This window comes from Actinomadura sp. KC06, from assembly GCF_004348735.1.
In the GTDB taxonomy this organism is placed as follows: domain Bacteria; phylum Actinomycetota; class Actinomycetes; order Streptosporangiales; family Streptosporangiaceae; genus Spirillospora.
The window spans coordinates 1-24,851 of sequence record NZ_SMKT01000101.1 but is presented as its reverse complement, the minus strand read 5'-3'; the positions used below and the strand labels follow the sequence as shown (position 1 = coordinate 24,851).

Here is a 24,851-nt window from a genome sequence, read left to right as displayed (position 1 = left end):
CCTCTGATCCTTGCCGCCTACATTGCGATGGACGAACCGCATTGTGGGCGTAATCGAGGAGTCGGGCAATGAGTCTTTTTCCGGGATCCCTTCTTGACGCGCTGCGCGAGTCGCCGGGCACCGCGGCGTTCGAGCATGCCGGACGGGTCGTCTCCCGGGACGAGTTGCTGCAGCTCATCGGCATGCTGGCGACCGGTTTGAAGGACGCGGGGCTCGGCCCTGGCGACGGGCTCGCGGTCCGTACGTCCGTCTCACCGGAGGCGTTCGCCGCGCACATCGCCGCGCACGTGGTCGGCTGCCGCGTCGTCGGCGTCCGGCCGGGGTACGCCGCAGGGCAGCTCGCGCACGTGCTCGGAATGGACGTCGACGCCCTCCTCATCGATCCGGAGACCGCGTCGCCGGACCTCCTGGAAGCCGCCGGCCCGACGCCCATCCTGTCGCTCGGCGGGACGGCTTTCAACGCACGCGACCTCCTGGACGGCCCGGATACCGCGACGCTCGACATCACCGCCCGGCCCGACGATGTGGCCCTGCTGGCCTTCACCAGCGGCAGCACCGGACGTCCCAAAGGCTGCGCGGTCACCTACCGGGCGTTGAGCGAGCACTGGGCGTGGCAGCCGCGCGTCTGGGGCCCGGTCGCCGCCGGGTTCGCCGAGGCGTTCGAGCGGTACATGCTGTTCGGGACGCTGGCCAGCATGGTCGTGTTCGAGTTCGTCGCGCCGTGCCTGCTGGGCGGCGGCACCGCCGTGATCCCCGAGGACGACGGCCGCCCGATCTTCCCGTACGCGATCGAGCGCCACGGGATCACCGGATCGATCGTGACCGTCCCGCGCCTGGGACAGATGCTCGACCTCCTCCGGGACGACCCTGCCGACGTGAGCAGCCTGCGCGCGCTGATGGTGTCGGGGTCACCGCTCGGCCCGCACCGGCTGGCGGAGGCGGTGGAGCGGCTCGGACCGGTCGTCTACAACGGGTACGGGCAGACGGAGGCGGGCTCGATCTCGATGCTGACGCCCGCCGACATCGCGGCGGGCCGTCTGGCGTCGGTCGGACGTCCGCACCCGGGTGTCGAGATCAGCGTCCGCGACGACGCCGAGAGCGAGATCGGCCGGGGGCGGACGGGCGAGATCCACGTCCGCAGCCCGTACATGATGACGCGCTACTGGGACGACCCGGAGGAGAACCGCGACACGCTCCGGGACGGCTGGGTCCGCACCCGCGACCTCGGCCATCTCGACGCGGACGGCTACCTCCACCTCGACGGCCGCACCCGCGAGGCCGTGATGGTCAACGCGATGGTGGTGTACGCGGGCCCGATCGAGCGGGTGCTGGCCGGGCATCCGGACGTCGCCGAGGCGTACGTGGTCGGGGCGCCGGACGAGCGCACCGGCGAAGCCGTCCACGCGTTCATCATCCCGGCGTCGGAACGCTCCCCCGACGGCACGGCGCTGAAGGAGATGGCAGCGCTCGTCCAGGACGAACTCGGCGAGGACAGCGTCCCGCAGACGATCACCATCGTGCCCGCCGTGCCAGCCGACGCCGGCGGCAAGCCCGACAAGCGGGCCCTGCTCAAGATCGTCCGCCCGGGCCGCTGACGACTCGCGTTTCTGATCAACCTCTGAGATTCGCCGCCTTCACTTGGGTTGACCGTTCAATCACATCGTCGTCGCGGTGGAGGGTGTCGTGGTGAACCAACCCCTGGACTACCTGGTCATCGGCGCCGGGCCGGCCGGCCTGCAGCTGGGCCACCTCCTCAAGAAGGCCGGGCGGAGGCATCTGATCCTGGAGGCGGGTCCGGCGCCGGGAATGTTCTTCCGGACGTTCCCGCGCCACCGCCAGCTCATCTCCAGCAACAAGAAGCACACCGGGACGGACGACCCGGAGCTCAACCTTCGTATGGACTGGAACTCGCTGCTGTCCGACGACCCGGAATTGCTGTTCACCCGCTATAGCGACCGCTATTTCCCCGCCGCCGACGACATGGTCCGCTATCTCAGCGACTTCGCCGAGCGCTGCGACCTCGACATCGCCTACAACACCCGGGCCGTGAGCATCACCAAGGACGGCCAGGGCCGCTTTCAGGTGATCGACGACCGGGGCGAGACCCGGACGGCCGAACGGCTGATCATCGCGGCGGGCTTCACCCGCGCGAACGTCCCGCCGATTCCGGGCATCGAGACCGCCGACCTGTACGGCGACCATTCCACCGACCCCGCCGAGTACGTGGACAAGCGCGTCCTGATCCTGGGCAAGGGGAACTCCGCGTTCGAGACGGCGGAGAACCTGATCGAGTCGGCCGCGGTGATCCACGTCGCCGGGCCGCGCTCCCTCCGGCTGGCGTGGCGGACGCACTTCGTCGGCCATCTGCGCGCCGTCAACAACAATTTCCTCGACACCTACCAGCTGAAGTCGCAGAACGCGATCCTGGACGGCGAGGTCCGCCGCATCGAGCGGCGGCCGGACGGCGGCTACCTCGCCACGGTCGCGTTCACCCGCGTGGACGAGGTCACCAAGGACATCCCGTACGACCGGGTGATCGTCTGCACGGGGTTCCGCGTGGACGCCTCGGTGTTCGGCGACGGCTGCCGCCCGGAGCTGACGATCAACGGCAGGTTCCCGGCGCTCACGCCCGCGTACGAGTCGGTGAACGTCCCCGGCCTGTTCTTCGCCGGGACGCTGACGCAGTCACGCGACTTCAAGCACGGGACCAGCGGCTTCATCCACGGCTTCCGCTACGGCACACGCGCGCTGCACCGCATCATGGAGCACCGCTACCACGCCACGGAGTGGCCTGGTCAGAAGCTCACCACCGACCCGAAGGAACTCGCGGCGGCGGTGCTGGCCCGGGTCAACCGCAGCTCGGCGCTCTGGCAGCAGTTCGGCGTCCTCGCCGACATGATCGTCCTGGACGACGCGGGCGGCGCCCGCTACCTGGAGGAGGTGCCGGCCGACTACCGGGACGCGCCCGTCTCCGCCGCCGGGCCCGGCGGCTTCTTCACGATCACGCTGGACTACGGGCCCGACCACGACAAGATCGACCCGTTCGACGTCTCGGTCGCGCGGATCAGCCAGAGCGACTCCGGCAACGCGCACGAGGGCCACTACCTGCATCCGATCGTCCGGCATCACCGGGACGGGGCGGTGACGGCCGTCCACCACGTCACCGAGAACCTGGAGAACGAGTGGACGTCCGAGGACGTCCACGCCGAGCCGCTGCGGGCGTTCTTCGCCCGGCAGACCGCGTCCACCCCGGTCTGACCATGCGGCCGTCAAGCCCACCGCCGGAACCGGCCGCCGGGCGCCCGCCGAAACCGCCGCCGGCGAGCGTGCGGGAGTTCGAGGCCGCCGCCCGCGAGCGCCTCGATCCGGTGCACTACGACTACTTCGCGGGCGGCGCGGGCGACGAGGTCACGCTGCGCGCCAACGAGGCCGCGTTCGGACGGCTCGCGCTGCTCCCCCGCGTCCTGCGCGGCGCGGAGAAGCCGGAGCTGGGCGTCACGCTGCTCGGTGACGCGCCGGGCGGGAGCGCGTCCATGCCGGTGCTGGTGGCGCCGACCGCGTTCCACCGGCTCGCCGACCCCGAGGGCGAGCGGGCCACGGCCCGGGCGGCGGCAGCCGCGGAGACGATCATGATGGTGAGCATGGCCTCGACCGTGGCCGTCGAGGACGTGGCCGCCGCCGCGCCGGGGGCCCGGCTGTGGTTCCAGCTCTTCGTCCAGCCGGACATGGCGTTCACCGAGACGCTCGTCCGGCGCGCGGAGGCGGCCGGGTGCGGCGCGCTGGTCGTCACGGTCGACTCGCCGGTCTTCGGCACGCGCGGACGGGACGAGCGCAACGGCTTCCACGACCTCCCCGACGGCCTGTGCTGCGAGAACATGCGCGACGGCGACCGCGTCCGCCCGATCGAGTTCTCCCCCGCGATCTCCTGGGACCACATCGCGCGGCTCACCGGGATGACCTCCCTTCCGATCGTGCTCAAGGGCGTCCTGCACCCCTCCGACGCCCGGACGGCGCTCGATCACGGCGTGTCGGCGCTGATCGTCTCGAACCACGGCGGCCGGCAGCTCGACACGGTCCCGGCCACCGTCGACGTCCTGCCGGAGATCGTGGCCGCGGTGGGCGGCGCGGCGCCGGTGCTGCTGGACGGCGGCGTCCGGCGCGGCACCGACGTGCTGAAGGCGCTGGCGCTCGGCGCCGACGCGGTCGCGGTCGGACGGCCGGTGGTCTGGGGCCTGGGCGCGGACGGCGAGAGGGGAGCCGTCCGCGTCCTGGAACTCCTGCGGGCGGAGGTCGAGGAGGCGCTGGCGCTGTGCGGGGTCGCGTCCGTCCGCGACCTCGAGCCGGGCATGGTGCGGCGGCTGAGGCGGCCGTGGTGACGGCGCTGATCGCGGTCGCCGCGGTGGCCGCCGTGCTGAGCCTGCCGTGGTGGCTGCCCGGCCGGATCGTGTCCCTGCGCGGACGCCTGTTCGCCCGCATCAACGGCGACGAGGGCATCGCCGTCCCCGGCGACCTGATCGGCGTGGAACGCTTCAGGGAGGTCTACGGGCACCCGGCGGCGGGCGGGCGGAGCAAGGGCGCCGCGCTGTCGGACCTGTTCTGGTACTGGCTGTCGCCGGGCGCGCACGTCCACCAGGAGCATCTGGAGGCGGGCGAGCGCTACGACGAGGTCGCCCGGACGACGCGCCGCTACCTCGCCGTCCCGCGCGCCGAGGCGGAGGAGCTGGCGCACCGCTGCGTCACCCGCGTCCTGCGCGAGCAGGACCTGCGCAAGGGAACAGGGCGCGGAGACGCGGCGCGGCTGGTTCGGCTGCGCGACCTGATGATGCCGGTCTGGGCCGAGTTCTACTACGAGCTGGTGTTCGGCGAGCCCTGCCCCCGGACCGCCCGCGACCTGATCGTCGGGAACGCGGACGACGTCGTCACCGCGCTGAAGTGCTGCGGGCTCCGCCACATGAGCCGCCGCCACCGCCTGACCCGCTACCTCGCCGGGCGGCTGGACGACGTCCGCCATCCGCTGCCGAGCGGCCTGTCCGACGAGGAACGCGCCTACTACCTGCAAGGAACGTTCTTCAACACGGCCGTCGTGCAGATGTCGGAGGCGATGGCGCACCTGCTGATGGTCCTCGCGCGGCACCCGGACGCGGCGGCGACCGCGCTCACCGGCGACGACCGCGCCCTCGACGCGGTGATGCAGGAGGCGATGCGGCTCTACCCGCTGTTCGGCGTCGCGCACCGCATCACCACCGGCGACATCGACCTCGACGACGGGACGTCCATTCCGGAGGGCTCGGTGCTCTGCTTCGGATACCCCGAGTTCCACCGCGCCGGGTTCGCCGACCCGGGCCGTTTCGACCCGGACAGGTTCCGCGACGGGCCGGCCGCCAAGGACCTCAACCACATCCCGTTCGGCATCGCCGCGAACCGGCCCTGCCCGGCCTGGCGGCTCGCGCCGATCACGATGCGGGTCGCGGCGCGGGAGGTCGTGCGCCGGTACGCGCTCGCGTCGTCGGCCGCGCACACCAGGTCGATGCCCAACCGGGGGCCGTGCCTGCTCGTCCCCCGCCACGCGCCCCTCGCCCCTCGCGCCTGGACGCACCGGGCCGCGCTGCTGTTCATGTGGGCGCGGGACCGCGCCGAGGACGTGTGGCGCAGCCTCGTCCAGCTCGTCCTCGGCACCTACATGGTGTGGGACGCGCGCCGGCAGCGGCTCTGCGAACGCCATTTCGCCCACTTGGAGACCGATCATGCTTCCTCTCGCAGCGGCACCCGCTGAGGCGCTCGCGGCGGCGCCCGTCGATCCGAACCTCGACCTGGCGCTGAAGGTGCTGCCCGCCCTCATCGTCATCCTGCTCGCCGCCGCCGTGTGCGGGCGCCTGGCGCGGACGGTCGGCCAGCCACGCGTCCTCGGCGAGATGGTCGCCGGCGTCCTGCTGGGCCCGACGCTGTTCGGGCAGGTGTGGCCGGACGCGCAGGAGAAGGTGTTCCCGGACGAGGTCGTCCCGATCCTCTACATCCTGAGCACCGTCGGGCTGACCCTCTACATGTTCCTCGTCGGCGCGGGCCTGGACCATAGCGCCCAGACGCCGGGTGAGGGACGGCGCGCGTCGCTGCTCGCCCTGTCCGGGATCCTGCCGTCGCTCGTGCTCGGCTTCGCCGCCGGCGCGGTGCTGTGGGGCACGCTCTCGCGGGACGACGTCGGGCGCTGGCAGTTCGCGCTGTTCGTCGGTGGCGCGCTGTCGCTGACCGCTTTCCCGATGCTGGCCAGGATCCTGTACGAGCGGGGCCTGGAGAACTCGCCGCTCGGACGGCTGTCGCTGCTGGCCGCGTCCATCGACGACGCGGCGGCGTGGTGCCTGCTCGCCGTCCTGTCGGCGTGGCATCTCGGCACGGGCTCGGACTCGGCGCTGCGCACCATCGCGCTCGCGGCCGTGTTCGCGGCGGTGATGCTGCTGGTGGTCGCCCGGGCGCTGCGCCCGCTGGGGCGGGAGGTCGCCCGGACGGGCACGCTCAGCGCGACCGCGCTGTACATCGTCGTCATCGTGCCGATGACGGCGGGCTGGATCACCGACTGGATCGGCGTGTACTCGGTGTTCGGCGGGTTCATCGCCGGGCTCGCCATGCCCCGCGACCCGGCCTTCCGCGAGGCCCTGCACGCGCGGATGATGGGCGTCGTCTCGACGCTGCTGCTGCCGGTGTTCTTCGCCTTCTCCGGCCTGAACACCGAGCTCGCCGGCATCACCGGCGCCACGATGCTGCTCGCCTTCCTGCTGATCATGGCGGCGGGGTTCTGCGGGAAGTACTTCGGCTGCGCGTTCGCGATGCGCGGGCTCGGGTTCGGGTGGCGCGACTCCTACGCGGTCGGCGGGCTGATGAACGCGCGCGGCCTGATGATCCTCATCTTCATCAACATCGGGCTGGCGCAGGGCATGATCACCCGGGAGCTGTTCGCGATGCTGGTGCTCGTCGCGGTGATCACGACCGCGGGCGCCGTCCCGCTCTACCGGCTGGCGCTGCCGGAGCGGCTGGAGCGCGACCTCGTCCCGGACCAGAAGGAGGCCGCCGCACAGGCCGCCTGATGGCCCCGGCGCGCCCCGAGGGCGTTCACGCCAAGACGAGCACGGGGCCTCTTCGGTTCAAATTTAAAGAAAATTGTCCGATACTGTCCGGACTCTGGTCGCCCGGCGGCGGCGGTGGGAGCGTTGGACCGTGGCCGATCCAACGGGCCCCGGCGACCCGCCACGCCGGCTGTTGATCGTCGAGGACGACCGCGAGCTCACCCGGATGCTCGCCGGTCTGTTCGCCGAGCAGGGATACGCGGTCGACCTCGCGGCCGAGGGCCAGCGCGGGCTGCATCTCGGGCTGAGCCGGGACTACGACGCACTGATCATCGACCGCGGGCTGCCGGTGCTCGACGGCGTCGAGCTGCTCCGCCGGCTGCGCGGCCGGGGCATCACCGCGCCCGCGCTCGTGCTGACCGGGTACGGGTCGCTCGCCGACCGGGTCGCCGGGCTGGACGCGGGCGCCGAGGACTACCTCGTCAAGCCGTTCGAGATCGACGAGCTGCTCGCCCGGGTCCGGGCGCTGCACCGCCGGCATCTCGACCGGGCGCAGGTGCTGCCGCTCGGCGCGGGCCGGCTCGACCCGGGGTCCCGGCTCGTCAGCCTGCCGACCGGCGAGCACGTGGAGCTGTCCGGGCGGGAGGCGCGGCTGCTGATGGCGCTTGCGACCCGCCCCGCCCAGGTGCACACCCGCGCCTCGCTGCGGCAGCGGGTGTTCGACGAGGCCAGGACGGAGTCGATCGTGGACACCTACGTCTACTACCTGCGCGCCAAGCTCGGCGCGGACGTCGTCCGCACCGTGCGGGGCGTGGGCTACCGCCTGGGCAAGCTGTGAACGGCACGCCGCGAAGGGCCGGGACGTGAAGGGGCGGGACGCGAAAGGGCCGGATCTCGATCCGGACCGGCGGCTGCTGGCGCGGGCCCGGCGCCGCGTCACCGTCCAGATCGCGGCGGCCGCCGTCCTGCTGCTCACCACCCTCGGCGCGATCGTCTACCGCGAGGCGGCGGCCCACCTCGACGCCGCCGCCCGGCGCAGGCTCCGCCGGAGAATCGCCGCCGCGGAGGCCGCGGCCCTGCCCGTCGCGCTGCTGACCGGCCACGCGATCGCCCGCCGGGCGTTCGCGCCCCTGGAGAACGCCCTCGCCCGCCGCCGCCGGTTCGCCGCGGACGTCGGCCACGAGCTGCGCGCCCCGCTGACCCGACTGCACACCCGCGCGCAGCTCGCCGCGCGCCGCCTGCGGACCGGGACGGACGCCACCGCCGACGTCGACCGGCTCGTCACCGGCACCCGCCAGCTCGGCGAGATCGTCGAGGACGTACTGGTCGCGGCCCGGCTCGGACGCTGCCCGGCCGCGTCCGCCCCGGTCGACCTCGGCGCGCTCGCCGGCGAGCTGGCGGCGGCCGAGTCGGCCCGGGCGCTGGAGCGCGGCGTGACGATCGGCGTCGGCCGGGACGGCGGGCGGCTCGTCGTCCGGGGGTCGGAGCCGGCGCTGCGGCGGGTGCTGTCCGCGCTGGTCGACAACGCGCTCCGGCACACGCCGCCGGGCGGCCGGGTCCAGGTGACGGTGCGCCGCACGCGGGCGGCGGTGGAGCTGACCGTCCGCGACGACGGCGACGGCTTCGACCCGCGGGACGCCGAGCGCCTGTTCCGCCGTTCCCCCGACGGCCCGGCCCCGGACGGCCCGTCCGGTTTCGGGCTCGGTCTCGCCCTCGCCCGCGAGGTCGTGGACGGCCACGGCGGCACCATCAGCGCGGACGGCCGTCCAGGCGCCGGCGCGGTGTTCACCGTCCGCCTCCCGGCCGCACCGTACGGGTTTTCGTAAACCGCTTGTGATCTCCCTCACCCGCCGGGACACTGAATTCAATTCCACTCCCCCCGCGCCGTTCGCGCGTCTCTCGTTCACGCATTTCTTGGAGGCATCATGTCCGTGCAGGTGATCACCGATGCGGAGGAGGCGCTCGGGCATCTGGAACGCCTCACCGCCGAGCTGCGCTCCCGCGGCTGGACGGTCGAGGTGGCCGCACCGCACGACCGCCGTCCGTCCGCGATCGTCGCGGACCCGCGGACGCCGGCCCTGAACGAGAGCGTCATCGCCACCCCGGAACGGCCGGACGGCGGCTGGTCCTACTTCTACGCCTGGGGCGAGCGGATCGCCTCCTGCGCCGACCCGGCGGCCGCCGCCGCCGCGCTCGGGCGCGTCCTCGCCGCCCGCCGCGACAACTGATCCGCTCGTCGCACCGGGACGGCCTCTCGCAGACGAGCGGGGTGAGATCCCCCGCCCCGTGGGCATGATCGTGAGTCACCGATCAGCGCTCCCGCAAGACTCCCGCAACCCGGAGAGGATCGTCATGCGACCATCCGTCCGCGCCGCCGTCCCGCTGGCGGCGGCAGGCGCCGCGCTCGTCACGCTCGCCGCCCCCGCCCTGTCGCACGCGGGCCTGGACAAGATCGAGGTCGACGGCCCGACCTACGTCTACGACCAGGCGTTCAAGGACGTCAAGACCAAGATCACCGTCATCCGCGACGAGGGCACGACGAGCGTGCTCCTGCGGGCGACCGGCTTCCCGGCGGAGGCCGCCGGGAAGGTCTTCGGCGTCCACGTGCACGTGAACCCGTGCGGGCCCAAGGGCGAGGACGCCGGGCCGCACTACATGAACCCCGACGGCTCGCACGACCTGCCGATGGAGCAGATGGAGATCTGGCTCGACGTCACGGTCGCGAAGGACGGCACCGGCCACTCCGGTGACATCGTGCCGTGGCGGGTCGCCGAGAAGGCGGCCGGGTCGGTCATCATCCACGCCCTGCCCACCGACCCCGCCACCGGCGGCGCGGGCGCGCGGAACCTCTGCACCACGGTGCCCTTCTGAGGAACGGCGCCCTTCTGAGGAACGGCTCGCGGCCGCGAGGAGGGGGCCTGTGGCGGGGTCAGGCCGACTTGCGGCCGCGGCCCTTCGCGGGCTCCTTCTTCGTCCCCGACCCGCTCCCCGACTTCGAGGACGACGACTTGCGCGCGGGAGCCTTCTTCCCGGACGCCGCCTTCCCCTCCTTCTCGCCGCGGCTCTTCTTCGCCGCCTCGACGCTGGCGCGCAGCGCGCTGAGCAGGTCGGCCGCGGGCTCCTCCGCGGCCTCCTCGGCCGGACGGGCGACCTCCCGGCCCTCGACCTTGGCGTCGATCACCGCCTGGAGCGCCTCCCGGTAGGCGTCCTTGTACTCCGACGGGTCGAACTCGCCCTCCATCGACTCGATCAGCGAGGTCGCCATCGACAGCTCCTGCTTGCGGACCTCGATGTCCTCGTCCAGGAACGCGAAGTCGGGGGTGCGGACCTCGTCCGGCCAGAGCATGGTCTCCAGCACGAACACGCCCTCCCGCACCCGCAGCGTCGCCAGCGACTCCCGCTGCCGGATCGCGATCTTGACGATCGCGACCTGGCCCGAGCTCTCCAGCGCGTCCCGCAGTAGCACGTACGGCTTCGCGCCCTGCGCGTCGGGCTCCAGGTAGTACGACTTCGCGAAGTAGATCGGATCGACCTCCTCCTGCTCCACGAACTGCAGGACGTCGATCCGGCGGCTGGACGACAGCGGCAGCTCGGCGAAGTCGTCGTCGGTGAGCACGACCATCTCCCCGCTCGGCAGCTCGTACCCCTTCGCGATGTCGGAGTACGGCACCTCCTCGCCGTCGGCCGTGCACACCCGCTTGTACTTGATGCGCGCCCCGTCCTCCCTGTGCACCTGGTGGAAGCTGACGTCCCTCTGCTCGGTCGCCGAATACAGCTTCACCGGTATCGTCACCAGCCCGAACGAGATGGCGCCCTTCCAGATACTGCGCATGACCAGTCCTTACCCAGTGCGTTCAGGCCCCTAGCCTCGCAATCGCGTTCGATTTGCGCCACATCAGACCCTTGATCCTTTTCCGTGGGGCGGGACCGGGTAAGACGCCGGTATGACCATGCCGTGGCCCGTTGAGCCGATGATGGCCGCCACCGGGGACCTCCCCTCCGACGGCGAGAAATGGGGTCTGGAGCTGAAGTGGGACGGCGTCCGCGTCCTGTCGCACGTCTCCGCCGACGGCGTCCGGGCGGGCGGCCGGCGCGGCGGCGACGTCACCAGCCGCTACCCGGAGCTGTCCGCGCTCGCCGATCTCCTGCCCGACCACGACGTGATCCTGGACGGCGAGGTCGTCGCCTTCGAGGACGGCCGCCCCAGCTTCGAACGCCTCCAGCGCCGGATGCACGTGGCCCAACCCGACCCGAGACTGATCCGCGAGGTCCCCGTCAGGTACGTCGTCTTCGACGTCCTGTACCTGGACGGGCACCTCCTCTACGACATGCCGTACTCCCAGCGCCGCACCCTGCTGGCCGACCTGGACCTCGCCGGCACCGGTCCGGTCGAGGTGCCCCCGTACCTGCACGGCGGCGACACCGGCCAGGTGAACGAGCTGCTCGCCTTCACCCGCGAGCAGCACCTGGAGGGCCTGCTCGCCAAGCGCCTGAACTCCCCGTACCGTCCCGGACGCCGCGTCGACTTCTGGCGCAAGGTGAAGAACTTCATGACACGCGAGGTCATCGTCTGCGGCTGGAAGCCCGGAAAGGGGCGGCGCGAAGGCGGCGTGGGCTCGCTGCTGCTCGGCGAGTACGACGTGAAAGGCATGCTCGGCTTCGTCGGGCATGTCGGCACCGGTTTCTCCGACCGCGCCCTGGACGAGCTGTACGAGACGCTCTGGCCGCTGCGCCGTCCGACCAGCCCCTACGACGAGGCCGTCCCGCGCGAGTTCGCCCGCGACGCACAATGGGTCGAACCGCACCTCGTCGGCGAAGTCGCCTACAGTGCCCGCACCCGCGACGGCCGCCTGCGCTTCCCGTCCTGGCGCGGCCTGCGCGACGACAAGGACCCTCTGGAGGTCACCAGTGAACAGTGACCCTGGGAAGCCGAGCAGCGATCCTGGGATACGCCTGCCTGGGATGCGCCCGTGAACGCCAAACGGACGCCCGTAGAAGTCGACGGACGCAAACTCTCACTGTCCAACCTCGGCAAGAACCTCTATCCGGACTTCACCAAGGGCGAGGTCATCGACTACTACGCCCGCATAGCCCCGGTGATGCTCCCGCACCTGAAGGACCGCGCCGCCACCCGGATCCGCTGGCCGGACGGCGTCGACGGCACCAAGTTCTTCGAGAAGAACGCGCCGTCCCACACGCCGGACTGGGTGCGGACGGCGACGATCCCGACCCCCGGCAGCTCCACCGGACGCGACACGCTCGACTTCGTCGTCGTCGACGACCTGCCGACGCTCGTGTGGTGCGCCAACCTCGCCGCGCTGGAACTGCACGTCCCGCAATGGAAGGTCGGGCCCCGGGACAAGGTGCACAACCCCGACCTGATCGTCTTCGACCTGGACCCCGGCGCCCCGGCCACGGTCGTGGAGGCGTGCGAGGTCGCGCACCTGCTCCGCGACCTGCTCGCCGAGGACGGCCTGGAGTCGTACCCGAAGACGAGCGGCAAGAAGGGCCTGCACCTGTACGTGCCGATCAAGGAGCCGGCGAACGCGGAGCGGACGTCCGAGTACGCCAAGGCCGCCGCGCAGCGCCTCGCCGAGGAGCATCCCCGCCTCGTCGTCGCGAAGATGGACAAGCGGCTGCGCAAGGGCAAGATCTTCGTCGACTGGAGCCAGAACAACCCCGCCAAGACCACCGTCGCCCCCTACTCGCTGCGCGCGGCGAACCGCCCGTCCGTCTCGACGCCCGTCACGTGGGACGAGCTGGGCGCCTGCGAGAGCGCCGCCGACCTGACGTTCAGCCCCGCCGAGATGCTCGACCGCGTCGACGAGCAGGGCGACCTCCTGGAGCCGCTGCTCGAAGACCGCCAGCCATTGCCCTGAAACGCCTTCCCCTGAGCGCCTTTGGCCCACACCGAACGCCCTAAGTGGTCGAACCGGCACTCTCCGCCGCCGGATTCCGCCACCATGTCCTGTGGGGGAACACCACGTGTCCGGAAGGAAGAGAAGTTGTCGCAGAACCACTACGACGCCGTGGTGCTGGGCGGGGGGACGGCGGGCGAGCTGGTGGCGTCCGGCCTCGCCCGCGCCGGCCGGGACGTAGCGCTCGTCGAGAACCGCCTGGTCGGCGGGGAGTCGCCGTACTTCGCGTGCGTGCCGTCCAAGTCGCTGCTGCTGTCGGCGCGGCGCGGCGAGACCTGGGAGATGGCCGTCGCGCGGCGGGACGAGCTGACCGGCCGCCGCGGCGACGACCCGGCCGTCGCCCGGATGGCCGAGGACGGCGTGACCGTGCTGCGCGGCCGGGGCCGCGTCCTCGAACCCGGCCGGATCGAGGTGGACGGCCCGGTGAACGGCGGCGTCCACGGCTACGGCGACCTGATCGTCTGCACCGGCGGCGAGCCGGTGATCCCGCCCGTCGACGGCCTCGCCGACGTCCCGGTGTGGACGAGCGACGAGGCGCTGTCCGTCCCTGACCTGCCGCGCCGGCTGGTGATCCTCGGCGGCGGCCCGGTCGGCTGCGAGATGGCGCAGGTGTACGCCGCGTTCGGGTCGCAGGTGTCGGTGATCGAGGCGTCCGGGCGGCTGCTGACCGCGGAGGCGCCGTTCGCCGGGGAGGTGCTCGCCGACGCGCTCCGCCGGATGGGCGTCGACCTGCGCCTCGGCGCCGCGCTCGCCAACGTCGAGCGCAAGGACACCGGGCTGCGGCTGTGGCTGTCGGACGGCGGCACACTCGACGCCGACCGCATCCTCGTCGCCGCCGGACGCCGTCCCCGCGTGGAGGGCCTCGGCCTGGAAGAACTCGGCATCGAGGTCGCACCCGGCCAGGGCCTCCCGGTGGACGACACATGCCGGGTGAGATCAGAGGCGGGGGGCGTGTGGGCGGCGGGAGACGTCACCGGCGTCGCGCGCACCACACACGCGGCCCGCTACCAGGCGCGGGTGGTGCTGTCCAACCTCCTTGGGCAACGCCGCGAAGCCGACTACCGGGCGATCCCCCGCGTCGTCTACACCACGCCCACCGTCTACTCCGTGGGCGTCACGCCGACGCGGGCGGCGGAACTCGGCATAGACCTCCTCACCGCCGGGTACGACCTCGCCGCGACGGCCCGGGCGGCGGTCGAAGCCGACGAGCGCGGCCGGGTGGAGCTGTACGCCGACCGCTCTCGCGGGCTGCTGATCGGCGCCGCCGCGGCCGGACTCAACGCCGAGGATTGGATGAGCGAGATCGCGCTGGCCATCCGCGCGGAGACGCCGCTGAGCCTGCTCGCCGACGTCGTCCACGCGTTCCCGACCTACGGCGAGTCCGTCGAGGCGCCGCTCCGGGAGCTGGCCGGGCACGTGTGAGGCGCCCCCCGCATGGACGCTTGAGGAGGACCCGCTGATGAGCGAGACCGACGACCTGGAACCGCCGGCACCCGACGAGGCCGCCGGCGCGGACGAGGCCAACGAGGCCGACGCCGCCGAGCAGCGCGCCGCGCTCGACGAGGACGAGGGCCCGCGGGAGTGGTTCGCGCAGGTCCCCGACGATGTCAACGAGGCGGACGTCGCCGAGCAGCGCCGCGAGGTCCGCCTCGACGAGGACGACTACCGCTGACGCCCGCACGGGCGGCACAGGCGGCACAGGCGGGCAAGGCGGCCCGCCGGAGCGCCGCGCACCGGTGACGAAGTCGCCCGAAGATCGGGGTGGGGATGCCCCCGCCCCTTCGCCGGAAATACACTGACCTGCGTGAAGGAACGTCGGCGGGCTTTGCCCGTGACCGACGGAGTTACTCACGCGTAGGATGAGGGATTGTTCCCGCGCGGCGGACGCCCCCATCCGCCGCACACATCGGTGATCGGAGAGTGTGGTGACCGCGACCCCGGACGCACGCCCCCGCGGCACGAGGCTGCCGCGGCTGGCGCGCCGCAGGCAACTGCTCGGCGCGGCCCAGGAGGTGTTCGTCGCGCAGGGGTACCACGCTGCCGCGATGGACGAGATCGCCGAGCGTGCGGGCGTCAGCAAACCCGTGCTCTACCAGCACTTCCCGGGCAAGCTGGAGCTCTACCTGGCCCTGCTGGACGAGCACGCCGAGGCCCTGGTGAAGATCGTCCGCGAGGCGCTGGAGGCCACCACGGACAACAAGCTGCGCGTCCAGGCGAGCATCCGGGCCTTCTACGACTTCGTGGCGGGCGAGGGCGAGGCGTACCGGCTGGTCTTCGAGTCCGACCTGCGCAACGTCGCGCCCGTCCGCGCCCGCGTCGACCGCGCCAACCAGCAGTGCGCCGAGATGATCGCCCAGGTCATCGCCGAGGACACCGACGCCCCGAGCGACGAGGCGCACCTGCTCGGCATGGGCCTGGTCGGCATGGCGGAGGTCAGCGCCCGCTACTGGCTGTCCCAGCACCGCGCCATCCCCAAGGACACCGCCGAGAAGATCATCGCCCGGCTGGCCTGGCGCGGCATCTCCGGCTTCCCCCGCGCCGGCGACAACACCTGACCCTCGAGCCGCCCCGGCCAGGCGGTTTCACCCTGGGCCGAACCGCGTGACGGCGCACCGGGCCGTCCGCGTGCGAACATCGAGACGGGCCCGCCGGTGGTCGGCGGGACGTGATGGACGACGGGAGCATCGCGTGCAGGTTCGCATCGGCGTGCAGAACGTTCCGAAGGAACTCGTGGTCGACACCGGGCAGTCGGGCGACGAGGTGCAGGCCGCGCTGGCCGACGCGCTCTCCGATCCGCACGGGGTGTTCGTCCTCGTGGACCGCCGCGCCGGACGGGTCGTCATCCCCGCCGACCGGGTCGGCTACCTGGAGATCACCGAGGACGAGCAGCGCAGCGTCGGCTTCGGCACCCAGTACACCTGACGGCACCAGCACCCTGACCGGCCGGAACCGCTCCACCCGGCCGGGTCTTGACCAGCCTTTTGTTTGATCCTGGCACCCGGGGCACATCGATCTCCGACCACGGGCCAACGGCCCACGGAAAAGGAATGGATGATCGACATGCTCACGACGATCCTCTGGTTCATCGTCGTCGGTGCCGTCATCGGAGCCTTGGCACGGCTGCTCGTCCCCGGACGCAACCCGATCGGCGTCCTGCTCACGGTGCTCGTCGGCATCGCCGGCGCCATCGTCGGCGGGGTCATCGCGGACGCGCTCGGCGCGGGCGCCTTCATCGCCTTCGTGTTCGCCGTCCTGATCGCCGCGCTCGGCGTGGCCACGCTCACGTCGGCGAACATGCGCGGCCTCGGCCGGCGCCGCGGCGGCCCGCTCACCCGGCGCCACGGCTGGCGCCCCCGCCGCCGCACCTACTAGGCCCTGGAGAGGCCGCCCCCAGGCCTTGGAGGAGCCGCCCCGGCGCGGCGTCAGGCCGCCGCGCCCGGGGTCCGACCGAATCGACGAAGCCGGAGGCCCCCGCGCGCTGCCAGCGGGGGCCTTCCCCTTCCCAGGACGCGCCGATGTCCGGAAGTGGCCGCCCGGCGGGCCTCGCGGCCAGGCCGTCCGCCCGCTCCGCCCGCGGCGAGAACGCCCTGGCGGGCAAGCCGCGGAATAGATCAAACCATGCAAACGTTGGGTACTGTGATCGGCTATTGGTGTATGCAATCAACGGTCGGTACACTGCGTCGCGGAGTGTGACCGCACGCAGCCACAGCGAGTGACTGCTTTCGACCCCTGACTGCGGTCGCCGGAACATTTTGAGCAACGGCTGGTCCCTCCCGCGCGAGCGCGCGGCCAGGAGAAGAGCGATCGGCGGGCACGCCCTGACGGCGTCGCCCTCCGATGGGCCGCGCCGCACCCGGGAGCGGAGACCCCGCATATTGGAGGCTGAAAGCCCTGACTACCTTTCGTGAACTCGGGGTCGTCCCCGAGATAGCAGATGCCCTTGAAGCGGAGGGCATCGTCGAAGCGTTCCCCATCCAGGAGCTCGCCCTGCCGATCGCGCTGGGCGGGCACGACATCATCGGCCAGGCCCGTACGGGCACCGGCAAGACCCTCGCGTTCGGCGCCGCGCTGCTGCAGCGCATCGAGCACGGCGGGCGCGCCCCGCGCGCCCTCGTCGTCGCGCCGACCCGCGAGCTGGCCCTCCAGGTCACCGACGACCTCCTGGTCGCCGGCGGCAAGCTCGGCTCCCGCGTGCTGTCCGTCTACGGCGGCCGCGCGTACGAGCCGCAGATCGGCGCGCTCCGCGAGGGCGTCGACGTCGTCGTCGGCACGCCGGGCCGGCTGCTCGACCTCGTCAAGCAGAAGCACCTCGACCTCTCCAAGGTCGAGATCCTGGTGCTGGACGAGGCCGACCGCATGCTCGACCTCGGCTTCCTGCCGGACATCGAGCGCATCATCGACCGGATCCCGGCGCAGCGGCAGACGATGCTGTTCTCCGCGACCATGCCGGGCGAGATCGTGTCGCTGTCGCGCCGCTACCTCATCCGTCCCACCAACGTCCGGGCCGAGTCGCACACCGAGTCGGACGCGACGCCGCAGGTCGTCCAGCACGTCTTCCAGGCCCACCAGATGGACAAGCCGGAGATGCTGGCCCGCCTCCTGCAGGCCGAGGGCCGTGGCCTGACCATGGTCTTCTGCCAGACGAAGCGGGCCTGCGACCGGGTGGCCGCCGACCTCGCGCAGCGCGGCTTCGACGCCGCCGCCGTGCACGGCGACCTCGGGCAGAGCCAGCGGGAGCGGGCGCTCCGCGCGTTCCGCAACGGCAAGATCGGCGTGCTGGTCGCCACCGACGTGGCCGCCCGCGGCCTCGACGTCGACGACGTCACCCATGTCGTCAACTACGAGTGCCCCGACAGCGCGGACACCTACGTGCACCGCATCGGCCGGACCGGCCGCGCGGGCAAGGAGGGCGTCTCCGTCACGTTCGTCGACTGGTCCGACCTCACCCGCTGGAAGCTGATCAACGGGACGCTCGGGCTGCCGTTCGCCGAGCCGGAGGAGACGTACTCGACGTCCCCGCACTTCTTCGCGACGCTCGGCATCCCCGAGGGCACGAAGGGGCGCCTGCCCGCGGAGCTGCGGAACGGGCGCGCCGGGCTGGACGCCGAGGAACTGGAGGACATCGGCGAGACCGGCAAGGTCCGCAGCAGCCATGTCCGCGATCGTGACCATGACCGGGAGCGCCCGCGGCCGCGCCGCCGCAAGCGCAACCGGTCCCGGACCCGCGCCGGCAAGCCGGTGGAGGCGACCGCGTCGGAGTCGGAGGCCCCCGCGGCCGACGACAACGTCGTCGACGCCGTGGCCACCGAGCGCAAGCGCAGCCGCAGCCCCCGCCGCCGGACCCGCGCGGGCAAGCCGTCCGCGGCCGCGGCCGACACCGCGGAGTCCCAGACCGCATAACCGACGAGCCGACCGCGAGACTCCGCTCAGTCTCGCGGTTTTCTCTTGCCCACTGGGGGGCGGGCGAGCCGTCGAGGCCCTCTCCGGGCGCGGGCGAGCGTCTCGGGCGCGGGCGAGCGGTTCTAACCGTCGCGGAGCTTGAGCGCCGTGGCCGGACGGTCGGTGACGAGGACGGCGACCCTGGGATCGCGCAGGAACCGCTGCATCACCGGCTCGGCGTTGACCGTCCACACCATGGCGGGGATCCCGGCGCGCCCGCACTGCCGGAGCACGCCCACGCGGGCCAGCCGGTGGTTGACGGCGACCATGTCGGCCCCCGCCTTCCGGATGAGGCGCAGCGGCGCGAAATCGTGCGCGACGCCGCGTTCCCACAGGTTGCGTCCCACCGACAGCGCCGTCCGGACCCCGGGGAAGCTCTTCTTGATCTCCACGAGCGACAGCACCTCGCGGGTGGTGACGACGAAGCCGTCCCGCCCGAACGCCTCCACGGCCAGCGCCACGGTCTCGTGCTCGCAGCCGCGCTCCTTCAGGTCGAGATGACCCTGCGCGCGCCCGCCGATGATGTCCATGGCCTCGCTGACCAGCGGGATCGGGCGCGGCGACAGCTCCTGCGCCCGCTGGTAGCTGAGCCGCTTCAGGGGGAGGCCGGCGAGGTCGGGGTCATGATGGACGACGAGCCGCCCGTCCCCCGTCCGCCGGATGTCGATCTCCACGTACTCGGCACCGGACTCGACGGCCTCGGTGAGGCCCGTCAGGCCCGCTTCGTCGCGGCGATGCGCGGAGACGGCAGGCTTCGGACGCACCCTGCGACGCTATCACCGCAAGATTTTCACCACGGTCCCGCTCTGACGCATTGACTATGGTGGTCACCTGTGAGTACGCCCCGGTTCCTGAAGCTGCCCCCCGGCGTTCGCCGGACGACCATCGAGACGTCCCGCGGCCCGTTCGCCGCCCTGGAGGCCCTCCCGGGATCCGGTGTGCCCGAACGCCGTCCGGCCCTCCTCGTCCCCGGCCTCACGGGCAGCAAGGAGGACTTCCTCGGGGTCCTGCAGACCCTCGCCGCGTCCGGCCGCCGCGTCGTGTCGATCGACATGCGCGGGCAGTACGAGTCCATCGGCCCGGACGACGAGTCCGCGTACACCAGGGCTGCGCTGGGCGAAGACCTCACCGCGCTCCTCGAAACGCTGGGCCCCGACCCCGTCCACCTGGTCGGGCATTCGTTCGGCGGGCTGGTGAGCCGCGAGGCGGTGCTCGCCGACCGGGTCCGCCCGGCGTCGCTCACGCTGATGAGCTCCGGCCCGTCCGCCGTCGCCGGCCAGGCCGCCACGAAGGCCCGGTCGCTGCGCGACTTCGTCCCGCAGCTCGGCATGCAGGCGATCTGGGAGATCGCGCTGGAGCCCGACTACGCCGGACGCGGCCTCGAACAGGAGATCGTCGCCTTCATCAAGGCCCGCACGCTCGGCAACTCCGAGAAGGGCCTGGCCTGCATGGCCAACGAGATCCTCACCGCCCCCGACCACGTCGAGGACCTCGCCAAGCACTGCGCGGACACGAGCCTGCGCACCCTCGTCCTCTACGGCGAGGACGACGACGTCTGGGAGCCGTCCGCCCAGGCGGCGATGGCCGAGCGCCTCAACGCGTCCAGGGTCGTCATTCCCGGCGCGGCCCATTCCCCCGCCTGGGACGCGCCGGAAACCACCGCGACGGCCCTGATCTCGTTCTGGAACCAGGCAGAAAACCCCTGCCGGTGAGGAAGGGGATAAAGCGCTGATCACCCTACGTGATGGTCCCTTCGTCTTCCAGCATTGACCACGGTCGGCTACGGGAAGACTGCGCGCTGAAGCCGGATTCGGCCTAGGCTGGGCGCATGCCGGTGGATTACCGAGCCCCCAATATCAACGCCCGGAGCCTAGGGCAGCACCTGCGCAAGATCCGGGAACTCCTTGAACTGTCCTACCTCGACGCTGCGTCCCACCTCGGCCGCAACGCCGATTGGCTCGCCCGCGTCGAGACGGGCTTCGGCCAGGTCACGCCCGCCGAGATCGGCGAGATCCTGGACGCCTACGGCGTGCCTCGCAAGATCCGCGACGTCCTGGTCGACCTGGCCTCCCGCCCGGACGGCCCGCCCTGGCTCGCCCGGCACGTCGGCCGGCTGAAGGCGCTCGTCCGCGACATCTACACGGTCGAGTCGGAGTCCTCGCTCGTCCACACCTTCGGCATCGCGCGGATGCCGGAACTGGTCCGCTGCGAGGAGTACGCCCGCCTGGTCTTCGGCTACCACCTGCCCAGGCTGGACGTGGAGCAGGAGCTCGACCTGCTCCGCAACCGCCAGCAGCACCGCCCCGGCGGCCTGCCCCGGACCCTGGACGTGATCCTGGACGGGTACATGCTGGAGCGCCACGACGGCCCCGCGGACGTCATCCACGCCCAGTTCACCCACCTGCTCGACATCTGCGACGACGGCCGGTCGACCGTCCGCGTCATCCCCACGTCCACCGGCGTCCACGCGGGCCTCCACGGCTCCTTCGACGTGCTGGAGTTCCCCGACGTCACCGACCGGATCTCGATCACCTACACCGCGCTCGGCATAGACGCGTCCCCGGTCGACCTCTGGGACACCTGGAAGCAGCTGGAAGAGGTCGCCCTCTCCCCCGAAGACTCCCGCGCCCTCCTGGAAACCCACCGCACCGCCCTGAACCGCTAGGACGCTCCCGAGTCGTCGGTCTGAGGGCGTCCTGCACACCGCTCTCACCGAGATGTGCGCAGAGCAGTGCGCGGTTCTCGGAGCAGCGGGGCGAAGGCTCTTTCGGCCGCGCCCACGAGGGCGGCGTCTCGGAGCTCGCCGGTGACGATCTCGATGTGGCCGGTGCGGGCGACGACGGACGACGCCATCAGCCCATCGCGCACGAAGTCCTCGGCGGCGCGGTACAGGTCGGCCAGAAAGCCCATGAGCACCACGCGTTCTGGAGCGAGCGTGTTGACGAGGCTGGTCAAGCCGGTGACCAGGTGGCCGGCGGTGACGCGGACCGCCTCCCGCGCGGCGCGGTCACCGGCCGCGGCGCCGTCGAGGATCTCGGCGGCGGTGTCGCCGCGGTCATGGCGGCGTCCGGCGGCGCGTGCCAGCGCACGCGCGTCGGCGTACATCTCCAGGCAGCCGCGTGCACCGCATGGGCATCGCAGGCCCCCGGGCTCGACGATGATGTGCCCGGCCTCCAAGGCGTGGCCGGCGCCGGTGAGCGGTCCGCCCGCGTCGATGAACCCGCCGCCGACGCCGACGCGCTCGCAGTTCAGGGCCAGCATGCTCGTGGCGCCACGTCCGGCCCCGTAGCGGAACTCGGCCAGGACGGCCAGCGTGCTGGCTCGTCCCACGGCAACGGGGATGCCGGTCGGCACCATCCCGGCCAGGCGCCGCGCCAGCGGTACCTCGTCCCAGCCCAGATGCAGGGAGGACCGGACGAAGCCATCCGATTCCCTAATGAAGCCAGGCATCGCGATACATACCCCGACGCAACGGCGATCGGTCTGGAGCGCGGCCTCGGCGACCGCGTCGGCCAGCCCCGGCACGAGGACGCCAGGGTCCGTCTCAGCCCTGCTCAGGAAACGTTGGCGAACGTGGCTGATCCTGCGATCGAGACCGACGAGACCGGCCGTCACCCGGTCCGCGCTCAACTGAACGGCGACGGCCACGGGCCCGTCGGGATTCACCTCGACAACGGGAGACGGCCTGCCGCGTCCGGCCGGGGCGTCGCGCAGCGGTTCGCCGACGCGGACCAGCTCCAGCGCCGTCAGGTCGCTCAGCGCGGTCCCCACCGCGCTCGCGGCCAGCCCGAGCTCGGCCGTGACCGCCGCGCGGGTCAGCGGACCGGACCTCTGCAGCAGCGTGAGGACGCGCCCGGCCGCCGACCCGCCGTCATCGCCGACCCCTCGCACACCGATCGCAACCAAGAGACCTCGCCCCTGCACCTAGATTTTTTTCTCCAAGAGAAGATAATCTCAACCTCAGCAGATGAACAAACGCCCAGGAAGGGGACGATCATGCTCCTCGCCAACGCCCGCGTGGTGACACCCGACCGGGTCCTGGATCCCGGTTGGGTCGCTCTGGACGGTCACCGGATCTCGGCCACGGGAGCCGGAGATCCCCCGCGCTCGGCCGAGGGCGAGGTTCATGACCTCGGATCGGACTACGTGCTGCCCGGGTTCGTGGATCTGCACATGCACGGCGGCGACGGCGCACAGGTGACGACGGAGGATCCACAGGAGATCCTGCGGGCGATCGCGTTTCACCGCCGTCATGGAACCACACGCACGCTGGCCAGCCTCGTCACCTCACCGGTCGAGGAGATGGCGGCCGCGGCCCGCACGGTGGCCGCCCTCATGCGCTCGTCCGACCCGCTGCACCGTTCGATCGCCGGTATCCACCTCGAAGGGCCGTTCCTCAACCCGAACCACCGGGGCGCCCATCACAGCGACTACGTCCTCGCACCGGACGTCAACGCGCTGCGGCACCTGCTCGCCAGCGGCGACGGCACCGTCCGCACCGTCACCCTCGCCCCCGAACTGGACGGCGGAATGGACCTCGTCCGCGAAGTCGTCGCCTCGGGCGCGGTCGTGGCGGTAGGGCACACCGACGCCAGCTACGACGAGGCCCACCGGGCGTTCGAGGCCGGCGCCACCATGGCCACCCACCTGTTCAACGCGATGCGGCCGTTCCACCACCGAGAACCGGGCCCGGCCGGAGCCGCGCTCACCCACGACAACGTCACATGCGAGCTCATCAACGACGGCGTCCACCTGCACAGCGCGACCACACGTCTCGCGTTCGCCGCCGCGGGCCCCGAACGCATCGCCCTCGTCACCGATGCCACACCGGCGGCCGGGGTGAGCGACGGACAGTTCAACCTGGGCCCGCTACCCGTCCTCGCCCGCGACGGCAAGGTCACGCTGCTGGACGGCGTCACCAATGCGGGCAGCACCCTCACAATGGACCGCGCACTACGACACGCCGTGCGCTGCGTCGGGATCCCGATCACCCAAGCCGCCGTCGCCACCGCCACCACACCGGCGCGCATGCTAGGGCTGGGGCAGCAAACCGGCTCCATCGAGCCCGGCAAGGACGCCGACCTCGTCGTCCTCACGCACGACTTGCACGTCCGCACGGTCATCTCCCACGGCACAACCGTCCACGGAACACTCGCCAAAGACGACTGATCTCACCCGACGGTGAGCATCGCGCGCGTCCACCTCCACGATCCGGCGGGCAACTCGACCGATGCTGGATGTTCCCGGGCGAGCCCATCACTCCCGCACAGCGTCCAGGTTCGCCCGCACCATCCTGGTAAACGGATGGTCGTCGCCCAACACCCGCTCGCAATCGGCCAGAGCCTGCTCAAACAACGGAATCGCACGCACCAGATCACCCGCCACCTCGTAGGCGTACGCGAGGTTGTTGCGAGATTGAAGGGTGTCGGGATGGTCGACACCCAACATCCGCTCCCGATCGGTCAGAGTCTGCTCAAACAACGGGATGGCCCGGCCCAGATCTTCCGTCTCCTGATAGGTGTAGGCGAGGTTGTTGCGAGATTGATGGGTGTCCGGATGGTCGACACCTAACACCCGCTCGCAATCGGCCAGGGTCTGCTGGAAAAGCAGAATCGCACGACTCAGATCACCAGCCGTCACAAAGGCGCCGGCAAGGTTGTTGCGGTAGGCCAGCGTATCGGGGTGGTCACTGCCCAACACCCGCTCGCAATCGGCCAGGGTCTGCTCGTACAACGGAATCGCACGCTCCAGATCACCGGCCATGTCGAGGACGTAGGCAAGGTTGTTGCGAGAAACCAACGTGTCGGGATGATCAGCACCCAACACCCGCCTCCGGTCGGCCAGGGTCTGCTCGTAGAGCAGAATCGCACGCCCCAGATCACCAACCGTCTCGTAAGCACCAGCAAGGTTGTTGCGACAGACCAACGTGTCGGAATGGTCACTGCCCAACACCCGCTCGCAATCGGCCAGGGTCTGCTCGTACAACGGAATCGCACGCCCCAGATCACCAGCCACCTTGTAGGCGTGAGCGAGGTTGTTGCGGCCGGTCAGCGTGTCGGGATGATCAGCGCCCAACACCCGCCTCCGGTCGGCCAGGGTCTGCTCGTACAGCGGAATCGCACGCCCCAGATCACCGACCCCTTGGTAGGCGTAAGCGAGGTTGTTGCGACAGGTCAGCGTGTCGGGGTGATCGACGCCCAACACCCGCTCGCTGCCGATCAGAGCGCGCTTGTGGCAGGCGACGGAGCGATTCAGGGCTCCCTGGTCTTCCAGGAAGAACGCGGTCCAGTGCAGCAGTATCGCGGTGTCGATCGTGTCGGTGTCTGGGGGCGCGCGGTCGGCCAATGCAGCGATGTGGGGGAGCAGAGTCTGCCAGGCCGGCCGGTGGGCGGGGTCTTTGGCCGTGGGGGGCCGGGCCTGGTTGAGCAGGGTGGTGGCC

General features: G+C 71.6%; 24 protein-coding genes. 20 read left to right on the top strand and 4 right to left on the bottom strand.

Going from position 1 to position 24,851, the window contains the following annotated elements; genetic code table 11:
- The first annotated feature begins 68 nt into the window (after positions 1-68).
- From E1287_RS28060 to E1287_RS28020, 9 genes are all read left to right on the top strand, one after another.
- Positions 69-1,595: a long-chain fatty acid--CoA ligase gene (locus E1287_RS28060; RefSeq protein WP_131968079.1), complete on the top strand. Its 1,527-nt coding sequence runs from the start codon at positions 69-71 to the stop codon at positions 1,593-1,595.
- A gap of 88 nt (positions 1,596-1,683) precedes the next feature.
- Positions 1,684-3,258, top strand: coding sequence for an NAD(P)-binding domain-containing protein (locus E1287_RS28055; RefSeq protein WP_243719486.1), 1,575 nt, complete (start codon positions 1,684-1,686; stop codon positions 3,256-3,258).
- Positions 3,259-3,260: 2 nt separating this feature from the next.
- A complete protein-coding gene (locus E1287_RS28050) occupies positions 3,261-4,376 on the top strand; it encodes an alpha-hydroxy acid oxidase (protein ID WP_131968078.1) in 1,116 nt (371 codons plus the stop codon).
- Positions 4,373-5,773 (top strand): cytochrome P450, encoded by a 1,401-nt coding sequence (locus E1287_RS28045; protein WP_207934507.1) that lies wholly within the window; start codon positions 4,373-4,375, stop codon positions 5,771-5,773. The genes E1287_RS28050 and E1287_RS28045 overlap by 4 nt, the downstream gene beginning before the upstream one ends.
- The gene (locus E1287_RS28040; RefSeq protein WP_131968077.1) at positions 5,745-7,076 is read left to right on the top strand and encodes a cation:proton antiporter; all 1,332 of its coding nucleotides are present in this window, start codon (positions 5,745-5,747) and stop codon (positions 7,074-7,076) included. The genes E1287_RS28045 and E1287_RS28040 overlap by 29 nt, the downstream gene beginning before the upstream one ends.
- Before the next feature lie 130 nt (positions 7,077-7,206).
- Complete coding sequence (locus tag E1287_RS28035) at positions 7,207-7,893, top strand: response regulator transcription factor (RefSeq protein ID WP_207934506.1); 687 nt, start codon at positions 7,207-7,209, stop codon at positions 7,891-7,893.
- A 25-nt stretch (positions 7,894-7,918) separates the two neighbouring features.
- Positions 7,919-8,881, top strand: coding sequence for a HAMP domain-containing sensor histidine kinase (locus E1287_RS28030; RefSeq protein ID WP_131968076.1), 963 nt, complete (start codon positions 7,919-7,921; stop codon positions 8,879-8,881).
- A 99-nt stretch (positions 8,882-8,980) separates the two neighbouring features.
- Positions 8,981-9,283, top strand: coding sequence for a hypothetical protein (locus E1287_RS28025; protein ID WP_131968075.1), 303 nt, complete (start codon positions 8,981-8,983; stop codon positions 9,281-9,283).
- A gap of 124 nt (positions 9,284-9,407) precedes the next feature.
- Positions 9,408-9,926, top strand: a complete 519-nt coding sequence (locus E1287_RS28020) for a superoxide dismutase family protein (RefSeq protein ID WP_165969212.1) — start codon at positions 9,408-9,410, stop codon at positions 9,924-9,926.
- Between the two features lie 58 nt (positions 9,927-9,984).
- Here the strand turns inward: E1287_RS28020 and E1287_RS28015 are convergent, their stop codons facing one another.
- Positions 9,985-10,887, bottom strand: a complete 903-nt coding sequence (locus E1287_RS28015) for a Ku protein (protein ID WP_131968073.1) — start codon at positions 10,885-10,887, stop codon at positions 9,985-9,987.
- Positions 10,888-10,999: 112 nt separating this feature from the next.
- Here E1287_RS28015 and ligD (E1287_RS28010) point away from each other — a divergent pair, with 112 nt between their 5' ends.
- The 8 genes from ligD (E1287_RS28010) to E1287_RS27975 all read left to right on the top strand — a co-directional run bounded on the left by ligD (E1287_RS28010) (position 11,000) and on the right by E1287_RS27975 (position 18,373).
- Positions 11,000-11,974 (top strand): non-homologous end-joining DNA ligase, encoded by a 975-nt coding sequence (ligD, locus tag E1287_RS28010; protein WP_131968072.1) that lies wholly within the window; start codon positions 11,000-11,002, stop codon positions 11,972-11,974.
- A 51-nt stretch (positions 11,975-12,025) separates the two neighbouring features.
- Positions 12,026-12,934: a non-homologous end-joining DNA ligase gene (gene ligD, locus E1287_RS28005; RefSeq protein ID WP_131968071.1), complete on the top strand. Its 909-nt coding sequence runs from the start codon at positions 12,026-12,028 to the stop codon at positions 12,932-12,934.
- A 126-nt stretch (positions 12,935-13,060) separates the two neighbouring features.
- A complete protein-coding gene (locus tag E1287_RS28000; protein ID WP_243719485.1) occupies positions 13,061-14,395 on the top strand; it encodes an NAD(P)/FAD-dependent oxidoreductase in 1,335 nt (444 codons plus the stop codon).
- 37 nt (positions 14,396-14,432) lie between these two features.
- A complete protein-coding gene (locus tag E1287_RS27995; protein WP_131968070.1) occupies positions 14,433-14,645 on the top strand; it encodes a hypothetical protein in 213 nt (70 codons plus the stop codon).
- Positions 14,646-14,898: 253 nt separating this feature from the next.
- Complete coding sequence (locus tag E1287_RS27990; RefSeq protein ID WP_131968069.1) at positions 14,899-15,528, top strand: TetR/AcrR family transcriptional regulator; 630 nt, start codon at positions 14,899-14,901, stop codon at positions 15,526-15,528.
- Positions 15,529-15,661: 133 nt separating this feature from the next.
- Positions 15,662-15,895, top strand: coding sequence for a DUF3107 domain-containing protein (locus E1287_RS27985; protein ID WP_131968068.1), 234 nt, complete (start codon positions 15,662-15,664; stop codon positions 15,893-15,895).
- A gap of 129 nt (positions 15,896-16,024) precedes the next feature.
- Positions 16,025-16,345 carry a GlsB/YeaQ/YmgE family stress response membrane protein gene (locus tag E1287_RS27980; protein ID WP_207934505.1) on the top strand — a complete coding sequence of 107 codons (321 nt, stop codon included), beginning with the start codon at positions 16,025-16,027 and terminating at the stop codon, positions 16,343-16,345.
- Between the two features lie 465 nt (positions 16,346-16,810).
- A complete protein-coding gene (locus E1287_RS27975; RefSeq protein WP_131968067.1) occupies positions 16,811-18,373 on the top strand; it encodes a DEAD/DEAH box helicase in 1,563 nt (520 codons plus the stop codon).
- 122 nt (positions 18,374-18,495) lie between these two features.
- Here E1287_RS27975 and E1287_RS27970 read toward each other — a convergent pair whose 3' ends face one another.
- Entirely contained in the window at positions 18,496-19,176 is a 681-nt protein-coding gene (locus E1287_RS27970; protein WP_131968066.1) for a glycerophosphodiester phosphodiesterase family protein, read from the bottom strand.
- Between the two features lie 69 nt (positions 19,177-19,245).
- Here E1287_RS27970 and E1287_RS27965 point away from each other — a divergent pair, with 69 nt between their 5' ends.
- A complete protein-coding gene (locus tag E1287_RS27965) occupies positions 19,246-20,124 on the top strand; it encodes an alpha/beta hydrolase (protein WP_131968065.1) in 879 nt (292 codons plus the stop codon).
- A 116-nt stretch (positions 20,125-20,240) separates the two neighbouring features.
- Complete coding sequence (locus E1287_RS27960; protein ID WP_131968064.1) at positions 20,241-21,077, top strand: helix-turn-helix transcriptional regulator; 837 nt, start codon at positions 20,241-20,243, stop codon at positions 21,075-21,077.
- Positions 21,078-21,121: 44 nt separating this feature from the next.
- On the opposite strand, the gene E1287_RS27955 is transcribed toward E1287_RS27960, so the two are convergent.
- The gene (locus tag E1287_RS27955; RefSeq protein WP_165969211.1) at positions 21,122-22,303 is read right to left on the bottom strand and encodes an ROK family protein; all 1,182 of its coding nucleotides are present in this window, start codon (positions 22,301-22,303) and stop codon (positions 21,122-21,124) included.
- A 105-nt stretch (positions 22,304-22,408) separates the two neighbouring features.
- Between E1287_RS27955 and nagA the strand changes: the two genes are divergently transcribed.
- The gene (nagA, locus tag E1287_RS27950; RefSeq protein WP_131968062.1) at positions 22,409-23,581 is read left to right on the top strand and encodes an N-acetylglucosamine-6-phosphate deacetylase; all 1,173 of its coding nucleotides are present in this window, start codon (positions 22,409-22,411) and stop codon (positions 23,579-23,581) included.
- Positions 23,582-23,668: 87 nt separating this feature from the next.
- On the opposite strand, the gene E1287_RS27945 is transcribed toward nagA, so the two are convergent.
- Positions 23,669-24,851: tetratricopeptide repeat protein (locus tag E1287_RS27945; protein ID WP_131968061.1), on the bottom strand; the 1,183-nt coding region annotated here is incomplete at its 5' end.

What these genes read in the sequence shown, in the direction of transcription:
- E1287_RS28060 (WP_131968079.1), top strand. Translation starts at nt 69, where the DNA reads ATGAGTCTTTTTCCGGGATCCCTTCTTGACGCGCTGCGCGAGTCGCCG.
- E1287_RS28050 (WP_131968078.1), top strand. Translation starts at nt 3,261, where the DNA reads ATGCGGCCGTCAAGCCCACCGCCGGAACCGGCCGCCGGGCGCCCGCCG.
- E1287_RS28040 (WP_131968077.1), top strand. Translation starts at nt 5,745, where the DNA reads ATGCTTCCTCTCGCAGCGGCACCCGCTGAGGCGCTCGCGGCGGCGCCC.
- E1287_RS28025 (WP_131968075.1), top strand. Translation starts at nt 8,981, where the DNA reads ATGTCCGTGCAGGTGATCACCGATGCGGAGGAGGCGCTCGGGCATCTG.
- E1287_RS28020 (WP_165969212.1), top strand. Translation starts at nt 9,408, where the DNA reads ATGCGACCATCCGTCCGCGCCGCCGTCCCGCTGGCGGCGGCAGGCGCC.
- E1287_RS28015 (WP_131968073.1), bottom strand. Translation starts at nt 10,887, where the DNA reads ATGCGCAGTATCTGGAAGGGCGCCATCTCGTTCGGGCTGGTGACGATA.
- ligD (WP_131968072.1), top strand. Translation starts at nt 11,000, where the DNA reads ATGACCATGCCGTGGCCCGTTGAGCCGATGATGGCCGCCACCGGGGAC.
- E1287_RS27995 (WP_131968070.1), top strand. Translation starts at nt 14,433, where the DNA reads ATGAGCGAGACCGACGACCTGGAACCGCCGGCACCCGACGAGGCCGCC.
- E1287_RS27980 (WP_207934505.1), top strand. Translation starts at nt 16,025, where the DNA reads ATGATCGACATGCTCACGACGATCCTCTGGTTCATCGTCGTCGGTGCC.
- E1287_RS27975 (WP_131968067.1), top strand. Translation starts at nt 16,811, where the DNA reads ATGGGCCGCGCCGCACCCGGGAGCGGAGACCCCGCATATTGGAGGCTG.
- E1287_RS27960 (WP_131968064.1), top strand. Translation starts at nt 20,241, where the DNA reads ATGCCGGTGGATTACCGAGCCCCCAATATCAACGCCCGGAGCCTAGGG.
- nagA (WP_131968062.1), top strand. Translation starts at nt 22,409, where the DNA reads ATGCTCCTCGCCAACGCCCGCGTGGTGACACCCGACCGGGTCCTGGAT.